Consider the following 15,357-nt stretch of genomic DNA (forward strand, 5'->3'; position numbering starts at 1 on the left):
CGCCCTGGTCGCGGGCGTCTCAGCGACCGGGCGGCTGGTACGCGACCGGCAGCTGGGCCGCTTCGTCCATCTCCTCCGGGGTGAGCAGCAGGTTGACCTGGGCCTCCACCACGCCCGTCGATCGGACAGCGATACCGAGAGCGGCCGCCGTGACGGGGTTCGGCATTTCGCCCACCACGTAGAGGTCGTGATCGCCGAACCCGAAGTACAGGCACTCCACCCGCCCGCCTGCGTTCTCGACCAGGGAATGGACGATTTCGGCGCGCGCCGACCCGCCCTCCTTGCCCAACCCCGACATTCCCCGGGCGGTGTAGTTCGCCCTGACAATAAATTTCGTCACACTCTCACACCTTCCGCCATATCTGCCCGGCTGCGCCCGCCACGGCTACCCGCTTCCGGCCCGGCCACACCTCGCGGTCTTCGTGCCGGCCCTTCGCCGTGGTGCTGCACAGTGAGGCAGTGCGGCACATCAACATAGTCGTGGACAACAGTGTGTGGCACACAGTATGGTGTGAGGCATGGCGAGCGAAGATGTCCTCCGGACCCATCTGCAGGAACTGCGGCGCGGCACGGTCGTGGTCGCGAGCCTCATCGCGTTGCGCCGCCCCGGCTACGGCTACGCGCTGCTGCAGCGACTGGCCGGCCACGGCTTCCCCGTCGACGCCAACACGCTCTATCCACTGCTGCGCCGCCTCGAGGATCAAGGGCTGCTGACCAGCGAGTGGAACACCGAGGAGAGCCGACCGCGCAAGTTCTACCGGACCTCCCCCGACGGTGAGGCGGTCCTCGACCTGCTCCTCGCCGACCTCACCGCCGTCCAGAACTCGATGACCGCCCTCCTCGAAGGAGAAGACCGATGACCCCCACCCTGACCGACCGCTACGTCGCCGCGGTCCTGCGTTCGGTGCCGCAGCCCCGTCGCGAGGAGATCGCGACCGAGCTGCGGGCCTCCATCGAGGACATGGTCGAAGGCCGCACCGACGCCGGGGCGGACGTCGCCGCCGCCGAGCGCGAGGTCCTCACCGAAATGGGCGACCCGGCGGCGCTTGCCGCCCGCTACGCCGACCGGCGCCTGCAGCTCATCGGCCCGACCTACTACCTGGCCTGGGAGCGGCTGCTGAAGCTGCTGCTCTCCTTCGTCCCGGCCACCGTCGGTGTCCTGGTCGGACTGGTGGCCGCCGTCGACGAAGACAACGTCGGCGGGGCCATCGGCGAGGGCATCAGCACCGCGATCACGGTGGCCGTCCAGATCGCGTTCTGGGTCACCCTGGTCTTCGCGATCCTGGAACGCACCAACACCCGCCTGGACCTGCCCGGCTGGAACGTCGACGACCTGCCGGAAGGCCCGGTCGACCGGCAGATCACCCTCGTCGACACCGCCGCCGGGATCGGCATGCTGGCCCTGTTCGCCGCCTACCTGCCGCTGCAGCACTTCCGGTCGTTCGTCCCCTCGGACGGCGACCGGAACCTCCCGGTCCTCGACCCGGCGCTCTGGAGCTTCTGGCTGCCGTTCCTGATCGCCGTGCTGGTCGCCAACATCGGCCTTGAGGTCGCCAAGTACCGGGCCGGGCGCTGGACCTGGCCGCTGGTCGGGATCAACGCGTTGCTCGGCCTGGCCTTCGCGGCCCCGGTGGTCTGGCTGATGTCGACCGACCGGCTGCTCAACCCCGACCTCATCGCCCGTTTCGACTGGCTCGGCGAGAGCGGCAACCTCGACATCGTCGCGAAGCTCGTCGTGACCGGCGCGATCCTCGTCACGGTCTGGGACGTCATCGACAGCGGCATCAAGGCCTACCGCGCCGACCGCTGACCCACCCACGAGTCCGGCCCGGCACCCGCACAGGTGCCGGGTCGGCTGCCGTCTGTCCGGGGTCCGCTCCGGTTTCGCCTGCCGGCGCTGAGGGGCACCTGCGGGCGTACTAACCGGGTGGTGCTGCCAGCGGCTCCAGCCGGTTCCAGCCGGACCAGCCGCGTTCGCGCATCAGTTCCTGCAACCGCTGTACCCGCGGATCGGACTCGATGGCGAGGGCGTCCAGCAGGTCGTGCGGCAGGTCGTTGTAGGCATCACCGCCGGGGCTCATCTCACCGGCGGCCCAGGCCTCCCCGACCAGTTCGGCCATGATGTCCGCGGCCTCCGCCAGGCGCGCGTCGTCGGTCGCGTCGCTCTCGGAGATCTCCGAGAGCACCTGATAGAGCCGCACCACCCGCGGGTCTTCGAGCTGCGCGAACTTGTCGGGCATCCAGTCGCGAATGTGGTCGGGCCAGCGCGCCGCGAGCAGGATCCACGCGTCCCGCTCGCCCTCCACCAACCGGTCCGACGTCCCGAGCGCCCGAAGCCGTTCCAGGTACGCGGTGACCTCCGGTGGGAGCGCCAGGCTGTCCCCGGCAGCGAGCTGCGCTATCTGCGTGCGGCTGGTGGCCAGACGCTCGATCCGGTGCCGGAGGCGGTCGTCGATTCTCCGGATCGCCTCGGCGAAGGTCGCGTCGTCGGCGTCGAGCATCTCGGCGATCTCGGAGAGCGGCGCCCCGGCGTTGGCGAGAGTCCGGATCCTGATGAGGGCGACGACCGCCGCCGGCCCGTACCGCCGGTAACCCGACGTGTCCCGCTCCGGCTCCGGCAGGAGTCCGATCTGGTGGTAGTGCCGCACCGCCCGCACCGTGACGTCCGCGTACGCCGCCAGTTCGCCGATAGTCAGCATGCGCTGATCCTTCTCTCTGACTCGTCGCGGACTCGCTCAGGAGATTCTTCGACGGTAGGTGATGGTGGCGAAGACGTAGGCGACGACGAGCACACCGACACACCAGGCGAGGGCGGTCCAGATGTCGGCGCCGACGGGCTGCCCGGCGAAGAGGTCCCGGATCGCGTTGACGATGGAGGTGACCGGCTGGTGCTCGGCGAAGGCGCGCACCGGGCCGGGCATGGACTCGGTCGGCACGAAAGCCGAGCTGATGAAGGGCAGGAAGATGAGCGGATAGGAGAAGGCACTCGCACCGTCAACGGACTTCGCGGTGAGGCCGGGGAGCACAGCGATCCAGGTCAGCGCGAGGGTGAACAGGACCAGGATGCCGAGGACCGCGAGCAACCCCAGCACGTTCGCGCCGGTGCGGAAGCCCATCAGGAGGGCGACACCGACGACCACCGCGAGCGAGACCAGGTTCGCGACCAGCGAGGTCAGAACGTGCGCCCAGAGTACGGCCGAACGGGCGATCGGCATCGACTGGAACCGTTCGAAGATGCCGCCCTGCAGATCCAGGAAGAGCCGGTACGCGGTGTACGCGATGCCCGAGGCGATCGTGATCAGCAGGATGCCGGGGAGCAGGTAGTTCACGTACGAGTCGGAGCCGGTCTCGATCGCGCCGCCGAAGACGTAGACGAAGAGCAGCAGGAAAGCGATCGGCATGACCGTGGTCGTGATGACGGTGTCCACGCTGCGGATGATGTGCCGCAGCGAACGGCCCAGGAGGACGGCGGTGTCGCCGAGGAAGTGACGGTTCATGACTTTGTCTGCTCCGTTCTCGCGCCGACGAGGGCGAGGAAGACGTCCTCCAGGGTCGGTTGCTTCTCGACGTACTCGACCTTGGCGGGCGGGAGGAGCTGCTTGAGCTCGCCGAGGGTGCCGTCGACGATGATCCGGCCCTCGTGGAGGATCCCGATCCGGTCGGCGAGCTGCTCCGCCTCCTCCAGGTACTGGGTGGTGAGCAGCACCGTCGTGCCGCCGGCGGCAAGTTCCTTCACCGTCTGCCAGACCTCGATGCGCGCCTCCGGGTCCAGTCCGGCCGTCGGCTCGTCGAGGAAGATGACCGGCGGAGCGCCGATCAGGCTCATTGCGATGTCCAGGCGGCGGCGCATGCCACCGGAGTACGTCGCCACCCGCCGGCCGCCGGCCTCGACCAGCGAGAAACGCCGCAGCAGGTCGTCCGCGATCGCCCCCGGGCCGGGCAGGTGCCGCAACCGGGCGACCAGGACGAGGTTTTCGCGCCCGGTGAGGATGTCGTCGACCGCCGCGAACTGCCCGGTGAGGCTGATGGATTCCCGGACCTTCGCGGCCTGGGTCGCCACGTCGAAGCCGTTGACCCGGGCGGTGCCGCTGTCGGCCTTGAGGAGCGTGGCCAGGATCTTGACGATGGTGGTCTTGCCCGCCCCGTTGGAACCGAGCAGTGCGAAGATGCTGCCGTGCGCCACCTCAAGGTCGACGCCCCGCAGCACCGTCAGCTGCTTGTACGACTTCTCCAGGTCCCGGACCTGGATCGCGGGCTCTGAGGCCACGCTGGACGAGGTACTCATGCCAGCAGCATGAGGGGCTGACGCAGCGTCAGGGTCAAGCGTGCGAAGCCCGCGATTTGCGCTAGGCCAAGCGTTCTTCTCCAGCGGCCGGACGGTAGCTGGCGATGATCACGCCGGTCGTCGTCGGTACCGCCCCGCTCAGCGCGAACGTGCCGGAAGCGTCCGCACCGTCGGCGAAGAGCTTCGTGCCGGTGCCGAGGGTGAGCGGGTGGATCGAGAGCATGAGCAGGTCGATCAGGCCTGCTTTCGCCAGCGACCGCACCAGCTCCCCGCTGCCGAGCACCACCACGTCACCCGCGACGTCCCGCTTGAGCGCGGCGACCGCCTGCCCCAGGTCGCCGGTGAGCAGGGACGAGTTCACCCACGGCAGCGGCTCGGCGAGGGTGCGGGAGGCGACGTACTTGTGTTTGCGGTTGAGGACCTCGGTGTACGGGTTGCCGTCGGTCTGCGTCGACCAGAAACCGTGGAACTGCTCGTAGGTACGGCGGCCGAAGAGCATCACGCCGTCGTCGCCCATGCTCGCGCCCATCGTCTCGGCCATCACCTGGTCGGCGTACGGCCGCGCCCAGCCGCCGTACGGGAATCCGCCGCGCGGGTCCTCGTCCGGGCCGCCCGGGGCCTGCATGACCCCGTCGAGCGTGACGTTCTCGACCACCACGAGCCTGCCCATGCTTTCTCCCCATGTCCGAGGGGCCGCCGAACGCCGGCCCCGTCACGATATGAACGATCGACCCGTCGGTCAGGCCGGCTCTTTCATATCGCGGGGGTCCGACGCGATGAAGAGTTCGCTGGTGTAGGTGAGCACCACGTCGCCGTCGGACTGGTGGGCGTCGAGCAGCTCCGACAGGCGGCGGTGGAATGTGTCCGCGTCGGCGGCGAGGGCGCGCTGCACCTGCGTCGAGGTCCGCGCCATGGCCGCGAAATCCTCGCAGCTCAGCCGCCATTCCCAGGTCACGTGATGCTCGGTGACCGTCTCGAACCGTTCGCCGAGCTCGGCGGCGATGTCGAAGGAACGGTACGACCGGGAGTAGCCGGGGCTGAGCTTCTCGAGCAGCGACTCGTATGCGTTCAGGAAGGGATTCGCGGTGAAGTCACGGTTGTTCTGCATGATCGCGACCAGCCCGCGGGGCGTGAGGCAGTCCGCCGCCGCACTCAGGTACCGGGGCCGGTCCATCCACTGGTACGCCTGCGCGGCCACGACCAGGTCGATCCCGGTGATCGACTCCAGGAACGGCTCAGCCGGGCCGACGTGCCAGGTGACCGTGGGGAACTTCTCCCGCCCCCGCGCCACCATGTCGCCGGAGATGTCGACGGCGTCGATTCGCGCCCCGGCGGGCAGGCGGGGAATCAGGCCCTCGAGCGCCACGCCGGTGCCGGCGCCGGCGTCCACCACGTGTGGCTCCTCGATCGGGCTGAGCCTCGCCGCGAGTACGTCGAACAGGGCGTCCGGGTAACGCGGACGGTAACGGTCGTAGTCGGCACCGAGCCCGTCGAACTTCTGCTTCCCGGATGCGACCACGAACCCCGCCCGCCTCTCCTGAATAGACATGCGTCGAGCGACCATCGGCAGACTACGGACATGTGAGGTTGTTGTCCGGCCCGTACGTCGGTCCTCCGGTGGCCGGTCAGCCGGCGTACACGCCGTGTCCCTACGACCGCGCGCGGTTTCGGCGGTGGTGGACGATCAGCACGACCGCGCAGAGCGCCGCCACCAGGCCGAACGCCGAGCTGATCCAGTGGTTGTCCGTCGCGGTCGACAGCGTCACGTTGGCCGCCGTGGTGACGAAGAACGCCAGCCACAGCAGCGGGCGCAGCAGGCTGCCCGGCCTCTTCGGGGCGGCGGCCGGGGCCTCGGTGATGCGGTACGGATCGGTCATGACTGTCTCCTTCGGTGGACGTTCCTCGATGCCGTCAACGCTAGGCGGGCGGCGCGGCGGGGGACGATCCCGCCAGCTGAACGACCGTGGTACAGCAGGCTGTACCTTCCGCGCCGGGCGTTGCGGGGCGCTGCCCGCGGTGGCCTATGTTGGCGGGGGAGGTGGGTCGATGGCGTATGCGCGGGGCCGGATTCGGGCCTCGGTCGACGCACTTGAGTACCTCGTCGGCGGGCTGGGCACCGCCACGCTGGCGCTGGGCGCGCTGCTCTGGGCGGCGATCGTGGCGGTGACCTGCCTGATCAGGGTGGGGCTGCCGGCGGCGCCTGGGGCGTTGCGGGCGGTGCGGTGGGTGGCCGACCGCGAGCGGAGCCGACTGTCCCGCTGGGGCGAGGCGATCCCCACGCCGGGGCCGGTGCCGGCCGGGTTGCGGACGGCGGCGCGCGATCCCTTCGTGCGCCGGGAGCTCGGCTGGGTCGCGCTGTACTCGCTCATCGGCCTGGTGACCGGGCTGGTCGGCCTTGCAATGCCGCTCTATGCCGTGCAGGACATCACGTTCCCGCTGTGGTACCGGCTGATCCCTGCCGATTTCGGCGCGCCGGGGATCGTCTGGTGGCGCATCGACGGATTGTCCGAGGCGCTCGCGGTCGGGTTGCTCGGGGTGGGCTGGCTGGCCGCCGCGATCTGGTTCAGCCCGGCCCTGGCCCGTCTCCAGGCATGGCCGGGCCGGTGGCTGCTGCCTCCGCCGCCGGGTGTCGACCTGTCGCTGCGGGTGGCCGAGCTGGCCGCCACCCGCGCTGCGGCGCTGGACGCCCACGCGGTGGAACTACGCCGGATCGAGCGGTCGCTGCACGACGGCACCCAGAACCGGCTGGTCGCGGTCAACGTGCTGCTGGGCGCCGCGCGGCGGGCCCTGCACCGCAATCCGGACCGCGCCGACGAGATCCTCGGGCAGGCGCAGGACGCTGCGGAACAGGCACTCGGCGAGCTGCGTACGGTCGTGCGGGGGATTCTGCCGCCCGTGCTGGACGATCGGGGTCTCGCCGGTGCGCTGGCGGGCCTGGCCGGCAGTTGCGTGGTGCCCTGCCGACTTGAGGTGGACGTGGCCGTGCGCTGCGCGGCCTCGGTCGAGGCAACCGCGTACTTCGTGGTGGCCGAGGCGCTGACCAACGTCGTCCGGCACAGCGGTGCGAACCGGGTGGACGTGGCCGTGCGCCGCGAGCACGGCCGGCTGCTGGTGAGCATCGAGGACGACGGGCACGGCGATGCGGACGAGACACGTGGCTCGGGGCTCACCGGTATCCGCCGGCGGGTCGAGGCGTACGACGGCCGGATGACACTGACGAGCCCGCCGGGAGGGCCGACGAGAATGGACGTGGAGCTGCCATGCGGATCGTGATCGCCGAGGACGACGCGCTGCTGCGTGAGGGGTTGGCGCTGCTGCTGCGGGCGGAGGACCTGGACGTGGTCGCCACGGCCGGTACTCCGGGCGAGTTCCTGGTGGCCGTCGATGAACATGCGCCGGACGTCGCGATCGTGGACGTACGGATGCCGCCGACCCACACCGACGAGGGCATCGTGGCCGCGGTGGAGGCCCGACGCCGCCGCCCCGGCCTCGCGGTGCTGGTCCTGTCGGCGTACGTGGAGCAGGCCTTCGCGACGGACCTGTTCTCGGTCGGCGCCGTCGGGCTCGGTTATCTGTTGAAGGAGCGGGTGGGCCGGGTCGAGGAGTTCCTCGCCGCGCTGCACCGCGTCGCGGACGGCGGCAGCGTGATCGACCCGGAGGTGGTGGCGCAGTTGCTCGCCCGCAACCGCCGGACGGACACGGCGCTGAGCGAGCTGTCGCCGCGTGAGCGTGAGGTGCTGGGGCTGATGGCCGAAGGGCTCGGCAACAGCGCGATCGCCGAGCGGCTCTTCGTCACCGACGGCGCGGTGCACAAGCACATCCGCAGCATCTTCTCGAAGCTTCAGCTTCCACCGGACGACCGTGCCGACCGCCGGGTCACCGCGGTGCTGCGCTACCTCGACGGCGACCGACGGTAGCGCCTGCTGTACCCGGACCCGGCAGTCAGCGGGATGGTCGCCGTGCTCACACGTCAATAGCGTTTCTGGTGCGCGCAGTTCTTGCGAATGACACGGAGAAAGGCCACCAGAATGCCGGGCTATCCGGGACAGACCATCGAGCCGGCGGTACGCGTCGAACGACTCACCCGCGTGTACGACGCCGGCCTCAACCGGGTGACTGCGCTTGCGGGCATTGATGTCGGCTTCGACCGGGGCACCTTCACCGCGGTCATGGGGCCTTCGGGTTCCGGTAAGAGCACGCTGTTGCAGACCGCGGCCGGGCTCGACCGGCCCACCTCCGGCCGGGTGATCATCGGAGGCACCGACCTGTCAGGGCTCTCCGAGACCCACCTGACGGAGCTGCGTCGTACCCGGGTCGGGTTCGTCTTCCAGGCATTCAACCTGATCGGCGCGCTCACCGTCGAGGAGAACATCGTGCTGCCCCTGCGCCTGGCCGGCGTCCGTCCGGACCGGGCCTGGCTGACCCAGGTGGTCGAGCGGGTCGGCCTCACCGACCGACTGCACCACCGGCCGGCCGCGCTCTCCGGCGGCCAGCAGCAGCGGGTGGCGATCGCCCGGGCGCTCGCCACCCGCCCCGAGGTGATCTTCACGGATGAGCCCACCGGCGCCCTCGACTCGCGGACCGCGGCGGAGGTGCTGACGCTGCTGCGCGCGGTCGTGGACGAACACGGGCTGACCGTGGTGATGGTGACCCACGATCCGATCGCCGCGTCGTACGCGGACCGCGTGCTCGTGTTGGCCGACGGCACGATCGTCGCCGACCTTCCGCAGCTCGGAGCCGCCCGTATCGCCGAGCACCTGGCGTCGCTGGATCGGCGGGCCCTGCGATGACCGGGCTCGCCGCCCGCCTGCTGCGGCACCGCGCCGGCCCCGCCGCCGCGACCCTGCTGGCCCTGATCGCCGGCGTGCTGATCCTGGTGGCGATGGGCACCCTCGTCGAGTCCGGGCTGCGTTTCCGCGCGGAGCCACGGCTCTGGGCGGCGGCCGACGTGGTAGTCGCCAACCGCACGGTCAGCCACACGTTCAGCGAGTTCGGCGAAACCACCACGAGCACTGTCAGGCTGCCCGAGGGCGGCACGGTGGACGAGGCCCTGGTGGACCGGATCCGCCGGCTGCCGGGCGTCGCGGCCGTCACCGGCGACAAGAGGGTGGTGATCGGCTCACCCGCTGCCGTGGGACACGGCTGGGACACGTACGCCTTCACCGGCCGTCCCATCGCCGCGGGTGCCGCGCCACGGGCCGATGACGAGGTGCTGGTCGACGCCCGGCTCGGCGTGGCACCCGGCGACCGCATCGACCTGGTCGTCGGCGGGGTCGGAGAGTCGTACCGGGTGAGCGGAACCGCCGAGACCGGTGCTGCGGAGGTGTTCTTCACCGACGCGCAGGCCGCCCGGCTGTCCGCCCACCCGGGCCGGGTGGATGCGATCGGCGTGCGGATGGTGCCCGGCGCCGACCTCGGCGCGGTACGCGAGATCGCGTCGGCGGCCGGCGCCACGACGTACGCCGGAAAAGACCGCGGGAACGTCGAGCAGTCGGAGAACCAGGCCGCCCAGACGTTGCTGATCGGGGCCGGGTCGGCTTTCGGGGGGTACGTCGTCCTGCTGATCGCCTTCGTGGTGGCCGGCACCATCGGGCTCTCCGTCCGGCACCGTCGACGTGACCTGGCGTTGCTGCGCGCGGTCGCGGCCACGCCGGGACAGGTGCGCCGCATGCTGATCGCCGAGGCCGCGCTGCTCGCCCTGGCCGGCTCTGCGGTCGGCGGCCCGGCCGGCCTGCTGGCGGCCCGCTGGGTGCACGACGAACTGGTCGGTCGGGGGTTCGTGCCGGTCGGCTTCCCGATGGCCGGCGGCTTGTTCGCGGTGCCGGCGGCGGTCGGTATGGCGGTCCTCGTGGCGGTTGCCTCCGCGTTGGTCGCCGCACGCCGGGTCACCGGGATCAAGCCGATCGAGGCGCTCGGCGAGATCGCTGTGGAACCTCGGCGCAGCGGCCGGGTGCGGCTCGTCGCCGGCGTGCTGACGCTGGCGGCGGCCGGCACCTCCGGGGCGTTCACGCTCGGTGCCGCCGGGTCGACCGGGGCACTGGCCGCCGCGGTCGGCATGCTGTACCTGTTCGTCATCGCGGTGGCGCTGCTCGCACCGAGGATCAACGCGTACGCGGCTCGCCTGCTCACACCGTTGTTGACGCGGGTGTGGAAGGTCAGCGGCTACCTGGCTGCGGCCAATCTGCGGGCCAACGCGCAGGGCATGGCGACCGTCCTGACCGCCCTCGTCCTGTCGGTGGGCTTCGGCGGCTCGGTCTGGTTCCTGCAGACCAACCTGGAACGGCAGACCACCGCGCAGAGCAGCGCGGGAATCCGCGCCGAGCGGGTGCTTGTCGCTCCGGGTGGGCTGCCGGCGGACGCGGCGCGGGAGATCCGCGAGCTGGCCGGGGTTCGGGCGGCCACCGGTGTGCGCCGTACGCAGGTGATAGTGCGGGCGATCGGCGGAATCGAGCCGGTCAGCGCGCAGTCGGTCGACCCGGCGGGCATCACGTCGACGATGGACCTCGACGTGCGCGAGGGCAACCTGGCCGACCTGCGCGCGGGCACGGTAGCCGTGTCTGCGACGCAGGCGTCATCGTCCGGCTGGGGCGTCGGCGATCAGGCGGAACTCTGGCTGGGCGACGGCACCCCGGTCACGTTGGACGTCATCGCGATCTACGGCCGTGGCCTCGGCTTCGGCGACGTCACGCTGGCCGCCGAGACGGTCGCCGGCCACACGGCCCGGGATACCGACGACGAGGTCCTGGTCAGCGCCGGCCCGGAGGCCGACACCGCGCTGGCCACGTGGTCGGCCCGGCAACCGGCCAGCGAGGTTCTCGACGCCGCCACCCGTACGCGTCTGATCAGCACCGACCTGGCGCTCGGAGCCTGGCTGAACCGGTTGCTGATCGGCGTGATGGTGGGGTACGCGGCGCTGGCGGCGGCCACCACGATGGTGATGGCAGCCCTGGCCCGCCGCCGCGAGTTGGCGTTGCTGCAACTGGTCGGGGTGACCCGTCGTCAGATTCGGCGGATGGTCCACGCCGAACAGGCCGGGCTGCTCGGCACCGCGGTGCTGATCGGCGCGACGACCGCGGCGCTGACCCTGAGCGCGATCGTCAACGGACTGACCGGCAGCCCGATCCCGTACGTCCCGCCGCTCGGCTGGGTGGCGGTGCTCGGCGGCACGACACTGCTGGCGTTGGCGACCACGGTGTGGCCAGTCCGACGGCTGCTCAGCGCTCCGCCGATCGACAACATCGGTGTGAAGGAGTAGGCGTCGCGGCAGAGTCGTGGCGGCGCCCCGGCAACCCGGGGGTGACCGCCACGGCGGTCACCCCGAGACGCGAGCTCAGGGGTTCCAGTCCACGACGGCGTACACGCCGTGGAAGCGCTGCGCGGCCAGGTCGTCGCGCTGGATCCCCCAGTAGAGGGCGGCACCGCTTGGCCTCATCTCCGAGGAGCAGAGGTACTCGGCCAGCAGCACCCAGTCCTCGGCGTGCGGTGAAGGGCTGGGACCGTGCCAGTTACCCGCACGTTCGGCCTTTGCTGCGTACCTCGCGACGACTCCCAGCGGGCCGTCGTTTCCGCCGTAGTCCACGGCCGTGGCATAACCGCCGATCTGCATGTCGCCCCACTCGGTCCTGGTGTTGGCCTTGCTCTGCCAGTGGTCGATCAGTTCGGGGTTGAGATGCTCCGGGGTGTGCAAGGGCAGGGAGACGTTGATCGTCAGGTGTATGTCGCCCTGCGGGAAATCCTGGCAGACCTGGAGGAATTCCTCGTCCTCCTCCTCGTCCTCTTCCTCTTCTTCGTCCTTCGGCGCTTCCTCGACGGCTACCCCGGCCGGGACGTACAGGGCCGAGCCCTGTGTGTAGTGGTTGTCGCCTTCGGGATAGCCGAAGAGGAGCAGTTGGCCGTCGGACGGTAGTGGAAGATCCGTCGCCTCCCTGGGCAGGGCTGCGAGGTCAATGGTGGCGATGAGGGGATTTCCGGTGACCCGGGTGCCCGGGGGAACCATGGCGGTGCCGCCGAACCGGCCGACGACTGGCCCGTCTCCGCCGGTCGTCAGCGACCCGCGGGGAACGGCGGAGGCGATCCACCGGTCGACATCATCGGCCGGGAAACCCTGTTGGAGCGCCTCGGCGCGGATCTGCTCCAACCGTTGCGGCATGGCAAGAATCATGGCGGGCAGCCTAGTGCGGCAACCGTCCTTTGTAGTGCCGCTGGCCGGTCTGCAGGTGGTTCGCCGACGAACCGGCCGCCTCTGGCCTACGGCCCTGATTCCAGTCCGCGCGCTATCGGTCGCCGTAGTGGTATCGGCAAGCGATGATCTCGACGTCGTCCTTGGTCATCCGGTAAACCAGCCGGTGTTCGCGATCGATCCGGCGGGACCAGAAGCCGGACAGCTCTCCCCGCAGGGGCTCGGGTTTGCCGATGCCCTCGTACGCGTTGCGCATCACGTCCGCGATGAGATCGTTGATGCGCTTGATCAGCTTTCGGTCTGTGTGACTGAGGTACTGGTTCCACGCCGTCGCGGTGAAGACCAGCCTCATGCGATGTCCCGTGATGTGGCCGGGTCGATCAGTTCCCGCTCAGCCGTGTGGCCCTGCTCGAGCTCCTCGATCGATTGACGAAGAGCTGCGGCGTTGGCCGGGCTGCGCAGCAGGTACTCGGTTTCCTTCATCGATTCGTACTCGGCCAGGGACACGATCACCACCGGCTCGTGGCCCGACCGGGTCACCACCAACTCCTCCGCGTCGTTGATGACGCTGTCGAGTTCGGCGGCGAGGTTCTGTCGTAGCTGGGTGAAGTTCACAGTCCGCACAACCACCTCCAGGGCATGTACAGAAAACTGTACCTACCGCAGGGTTGAGTCACTGCCCTACCCGGCCACGGAGGTGTCCCAGGTCCGGATGGGCCAGCCGGACACACGGACGTCTCGGGCTCACGGCAGGCTGAGGCGCTGACTGCTCGGGACCGTCCGACGTCGTGGACACGATCTTGCAGTTCAACGGTGGTTTCTGGTGGGCCGCCAGGGACTCGAACCCTGAACCTATGGATTAAAAGTCCACAGCTCTGCCATTGAGCTAGCGGCCCGCGGCTGTCAGGGTACCTGCCCGCCCGAGTGGGCGCGTACGCGATTCCACCCGGTGCGTCACGGCCGCGTCGGCAGCCCCAGGAACGGGTCGGTCGGCTGCCACGGTGTCGGCATCCGGATCTCCACGCCGTCGGCGGCGCCCCGGGCCGTCAGGTAGGCCAGCGTCGCGTCCAGATCGTCGACGATCGCCGGCAACGGCACCAGTGGTCGGGCCAGGGGCCGCCAGAAGTCGTCCCAGTGGATCGGCAGCACCCGTCGCGCGCCCACCGCCGCAACGGTCTGCGCCCAGTACGCCTGCCGGTACTCCGCCGTCTGCCGCCCCAGCGTCCCCACCCCCAGGTACGCGACGTCCGCGTCGTACCCGGCAAGTGTGTTCTCGGCGTACCCGGCGCTGGCCTGCACCAGCAGCCCACGCCCGCCGTGCGCCACGTGCAGCGAATAGCAGGCCCCCATCCGGTACGCGCCAACGCGCACCGGCGGCACCACCGGCTCGGTGATCTCGCCGTCGAAGCGGTGCGGCGGCACGTGCGCCGACTCGACCAGGGTCACGGTGAACCCGCCGAAGGTCAGCGCCGCACCGGCTGTCGCCACCAGGATCCGCTCCTCGGGCAGGCCGCCGCCGCGCCCCACCGCCGCCGTCGACGCCGACCCCACCAGCACCGCCCCGGTACGCGCAGCCACCGCCGGCGCGTCCATCACGTGGTCGTAGTGGGAGTGCAGCACGAGCACCGCGGCGAGCCGGCTGATCCCGGCCCGGCGCAGACATTCGTCGATGACCCGCAGGTCGGGGCGGACCCGTCCGGCGAGCGCCCGCAGCTTGCCGGGCCGGGTGAAGAAGCCGTCGGTGAGCAGGGCGGTGACCCCGTCGTCCAGCAGCAGCGTCGACACCCCCAGGAACGTCACCCGCAGCCGGCCGGGCAGGGCCGGTGCCGGCGGCAGCAACCACTCGGACCCGCTCGGCAACAAGGGCCGCCGCCACCTGGACCTGACGGGGACGCGCCGGCTCACCGGCACGCCGGCTGAGACGCACCTGTCGGCGCTGGTGCTGATCCTCGGCGAGGTCTTCAACAAAGAGGTCGGGGCAGAGGGCTGTGACAACGGGCAATCGAGTGACAGGCGCTTCCGCATCCCACCTTCGCCCTCTCCAGCGTATGCCGCAGCAGTGGTCCTCCGGCCCGCATGCCGCAGCAGTGGCCCTCCGGCGCACACGCCGCGGCACCGGACGCCTCCGGTCCGCCGCAGCAGTGGCCCCTCCGGGCGAGTGCCGCTGTCGACGGTGCGCCAGCCCCGCGTAGGCGCCGAGTGCACCCCGGACGGCCTGAGCAGCGTTGTGCACAGGTTATCCACAGGCTGCTCCACTGGCTAGAGCCCGCATCCGGAGCCAACCCGCATCCGGAGCCAACCCGCATCCGGAGCGGACCCCAGACCCCACGTAGTCAGGAAGTCGGGTACATCAGGGCCGTAGTGAGGACACCGTCGGTGTTGTACGCACTTCCTCGACTATTACTTTCAGCGCGCGAAACGCCGGGCCGTCCGACACGCCGTCGGCCCGCGCCACGCCCCGCGCCCGTCCCGCGCCCGTCCCGCGCCCCCCGCGCCACGCCCCGCGCCCGCCCCGCAACCCGCGCCGCGCGGCACCGGCACGGCCCCGGCGACCACCCCCAGCGGGTTTTCCGACGAGTCGCCTCGGGTACCGGCAGGCACGTCCGCAACGCAAAGCCCGCGGCGATGCGCCGTGGCGACCCAGGGAGCGACCGATGACCGACGAGAATCGCCAGAAGTACGAGGACACCGCAGCCCGCAGCGGCGACACCGCCGAGGAACTGGCCGAGTCGCAGGCCGCGTACGGCGGCACGATGGCCCCGGGCCTGGTCAACTCCGCCGGCGAAAAGGTCGAGGACCCGGCCGGGAGCGTCACCCCGGAGGACGCGCTGACCTCCGCTTCGCCCGACCCCGAGGACGACACCCCGGCCGTCTCCTGACCCCACCCGCCGAC

General features: G+C 70.6%; 18 protein-coding genes and 1 tRNA gene. 7 read left to right on the forward strand and 12 right to left on the reverse strand.

Translation table 11 applies throughout. The annotated features are described in order from the left end of the window. Positions 1–19: 19 nt before the first annotated feature. Positions 20–298 (reverse strand): GYD domain-containing protein, encoded by a 279-nt coding sequence (locus ACK8GG_RS01300; RefSeq protein WP_440349214.1) that lies wholly within the window; start codon positions 296–298, stop codon positions 20–22. A gap of 220 nt (positions 299–518) precedes the next feature. Between ACK8GG_RS01300 and ACK8GG_RS01305 the strand changes: the two genes are divergently transcribed. Together ACK8GG_RS01305 and ACK8GG_RS01310 are read left to right on the forward strand one after the other, a co-directional pair. After that, the gene (locus ACK8GG_RS01305) at positions 519–860 is read left to right on the forward strand and encodes a PadR family transcriptional regulator (protein ID WP_440348678.1); all 342 of its coding nucleotides are present in this window, start codon (positions 519–521) and stop codon (positions 858–860) included. After that, positions 857–1,810: a permease prefix domain 1-containing protein gene (locus ACK8GG_RS01310; protein ID WP_440355311.1), complete on the forward strand. Its 954-nt coding sequence runs from the start codon at positions 857–859 to the stop codon at positions 1,808–1,810. Before ACK8GG_RS01305 ends, ACK8GG_RS01310 begins: the two co-directional genes overlap by 4 nt. Positions 1,811–1,919: 109 nt before the next feature. On the opposite strand, the gene ACK8GG_RS01315 is transcribed toward ACK8GG_RS01310, so the two are convergent. From ACK8GG_RS01315 to ACK8GG_RS01340, 6 genes are all read right to left on the reverse strand, one after another. After that, positions 1,920–2,699, reverse strand: a complete 780-nt coding sequence (locus ACK8GG_RS01315) for a helix-turn-helix domain-containing protein (RefSeq protein ID WP_440355312.1) — start codon at positions 2,697–2,699, stop codon at positions 1,920–1,922. 36 nt (positions 2,700–2,735) lie between these two features. Next, positions 2,736–3,497, reverse strand: coding sequence for an ABC transporter permease (locus ACK8GG_RS01320; protein ID WP_440355313.1), 762 nt, complete (start codon positions 3,495–3,497; stop codon positions 2,736–2,738). After that, the gene (locus ACK8GG_RS01325) at positions 3,494–4,285 is read right to left on the reverse strand and encodes an ABC transporter ATP-binding protein (RefSeq protein WP_440355314.1); all 792 of its coding nucleotides are present in this window, start codon (positions 4,283–4,285) and stop codon (positions 3,494–3,496) included. The genes ACK8GG_RS01320 and ACK8GG_RS01325 overlap by 4 nt, the downstream gene beginning before the upstream one ends. Positions 4,286–4,346: 61 nt before the next feature. Next, complete coding sequence (locus ACK8GG_RS01330; RefSeq protein WP_440355315.1) at positions 4,347–4,955, reverse strand: dihydrofolate reductase family protein; 609 nt, start codon at positions 4,953–4,955, stop codon at positions 4,347–4,349. Between the two features lie 69 nt (positions 4,956–5,024). Further along, on the reverse strand, positions 5,025–5,804 hold the full coding sequence (locus tag ACK8GG_RS01335; RefSeq protein ID WP_440355316.1) for a class I SAM-dependent methyltransferase: 780 nt from the start codon (positions 5,802–5,804) through the stop codon (positions 5,025–5,027). Between the two features lie 130 nt (positions 5,805–5,934). Beyond that, complete coding sequence (locus tag ACK8GG_RS01340; protein WP_440348671.1) at positions 5,935–6,162, reverse strand: hypothetical protein; 228 nt, start codon at positions 6,160–6,162, stop codon at positions 5,935–5,937. Positions 6,163–6,331: 169 nt separating this feature from the next. Between ACK8GG_RS01340 and ACK8GG_RS01345 the strand changes: the two genes are divergently transcribed. From ACK8GG_RS01345 to ACK8GG_RS01360, 4 genes are all read left to right on the forward strand, one after another. Further along, positions 6,332–7,558: a sensor histidine kinase gene (locus ACK8GG_RS01345; protein ID WP_440355317.1), complete on the forward strand. Its 1,227-nt coding sequence runs from the start codon at positions 6,332–6,334 to the stop codon at positions 7,556–7,558. Beyond that, positions 7,546–8,202, forward strand: a complete 657-nt coding sequence (locus tag ACK8GG_RS01350) for a response regulator (protein WP_440348669.1) — start codon at positions 7,546–7,548, stop codon at positions 8,200–8,202. Before ACK8GG_RS01345 ends, ACK8GG_RS01350 begins: the two co-directional genes overlap by 13 nt. Before the next feature lie 111 nt (positions 8,203–8,313). After that, positions 8,314–9,075, forward strand: a complete 762-nt coding sequence (locus ACK8GG_RS01355; RefSeq protein ID WP_440355318.1) for an ABC transporter ATP-binding protein — start codon at positions 8,314–8,316, stop codon at positions 9,073–9,075. After that, the gene (locus ACK8GG_RS01360; RefSeq protein WP_440355319.1) at positions 9,072–11,540 is read left to right on the forward strand and encodes an ABC transporter permease; all 2,469 of its coding nucleotides are present in this window, start codon (positions 9,072–9,074) and stop codon (positions 11,538–11,540) included. The genes ACK8GG_RS01355 and ACK8GG_RS01360 overlap by 4 nt, the downstream gene beginning before the upstream one ends. A gap of 75 nt (positions 11,541–11,615) precedes the next feature. On the opposite strand, the gene ACK8GG_RS01365 is transcribed toward ACK8GG_RS01360, so the two are convergent. The 5 genes from ACK8GG_RS01365 to ACK8GG_RS01385 all read right to left on the reverse strand — a co-directional run bounded on the left by ACK8GG_RS01365 (position 11,616) and on the right by ACK8GG_RS01385 (position 14,324). Further along, positions 11,616–12,446 carry a DUF1963 domain-containing protein gene (locus ACK8GG_RS01365; protein WP_440355320.1) on the reverse strand — a complete coding sequence of 277 codons (831 nt, stop codon included), beginning with the start codon at positions 12,444–12,446 and terminating at the stop codon, positions 11,616–11,618. 112 nt (positions 12,447–12,558) lie between these two features. Continuing rightward, a complete protein-coding gene (locus tag ACK8GG_RS01370) occupies positions 12,559–12,816 on the reverse strand; it encodes a Txe/YoeB family addiction module toxin (RefSeq protein WP_440355321.1) in 258 nt (85 codons plus the stop codon). After that, the gene (locus tag ACK8GG_RS01375; protein WP_440355322.1) at positions 12,813–13,079 is read right to left on the reverse strand and encodes a type II toxin-antitoxin system Phd/YefM family antitoxin; all 267 of its coding nucleotides are present in this window, start codon (positions 13,077–13,079) and stop codon (positions 12,813–12,815) included. Before ACK8GG_RS01375 ends, ACK8GG_RS01370 begins: the two co-directional genes overlap by 4 nt. 206 nt (positions 13,080–13,285) lie before the next feature. Continuing rightward, a tRNA-Lys gene (locus ACK8GG_RS01380) sits at positions 13,286–13,360 on the reverse strand. A gap of 58 nt (positions 13,361–13,418) precedes the next feature. Further along, positions 13,419–14,324, reverse strand: a complete 906-nt coding sequence (locus ACK8GG_RS01385; RefSeq protein WP_440355323.1) for an MBL fold metallo-hydrolase — start codon at positions 14,322–14,324, stop codon at positions 13,419–13,421. A 794-nt stretch (positions 14,325–15,118) separates the two neighbouring features. Between ACK8GG_RS01385 and ACK8GG_RS01390 the strand changes: the two genes are divergently transcribed. Then, positions 15,119–15,343, forward strand: a complete 225-nt coding sequence (locus tag ACK8GG_RS01390) for a hypothetical protein (protein ID WP_440348656.1) — start codon at positions 15,119–15,121, stop codon at positions 15,341–15,343. The last annotated feature ends 14 nt before the right edge of the window (positions 15,344–15,357 follow it).

This window comes from Melissospora conviva, assembly GCF_049523535.1.
In the GTDB taxonomy this organism is placed as follows: Bacteria; Actinomycetota; Actinomycetes; order Mycobacteriales; family Micromonosporaceae; genus Melissospora; species Melissospora conviva.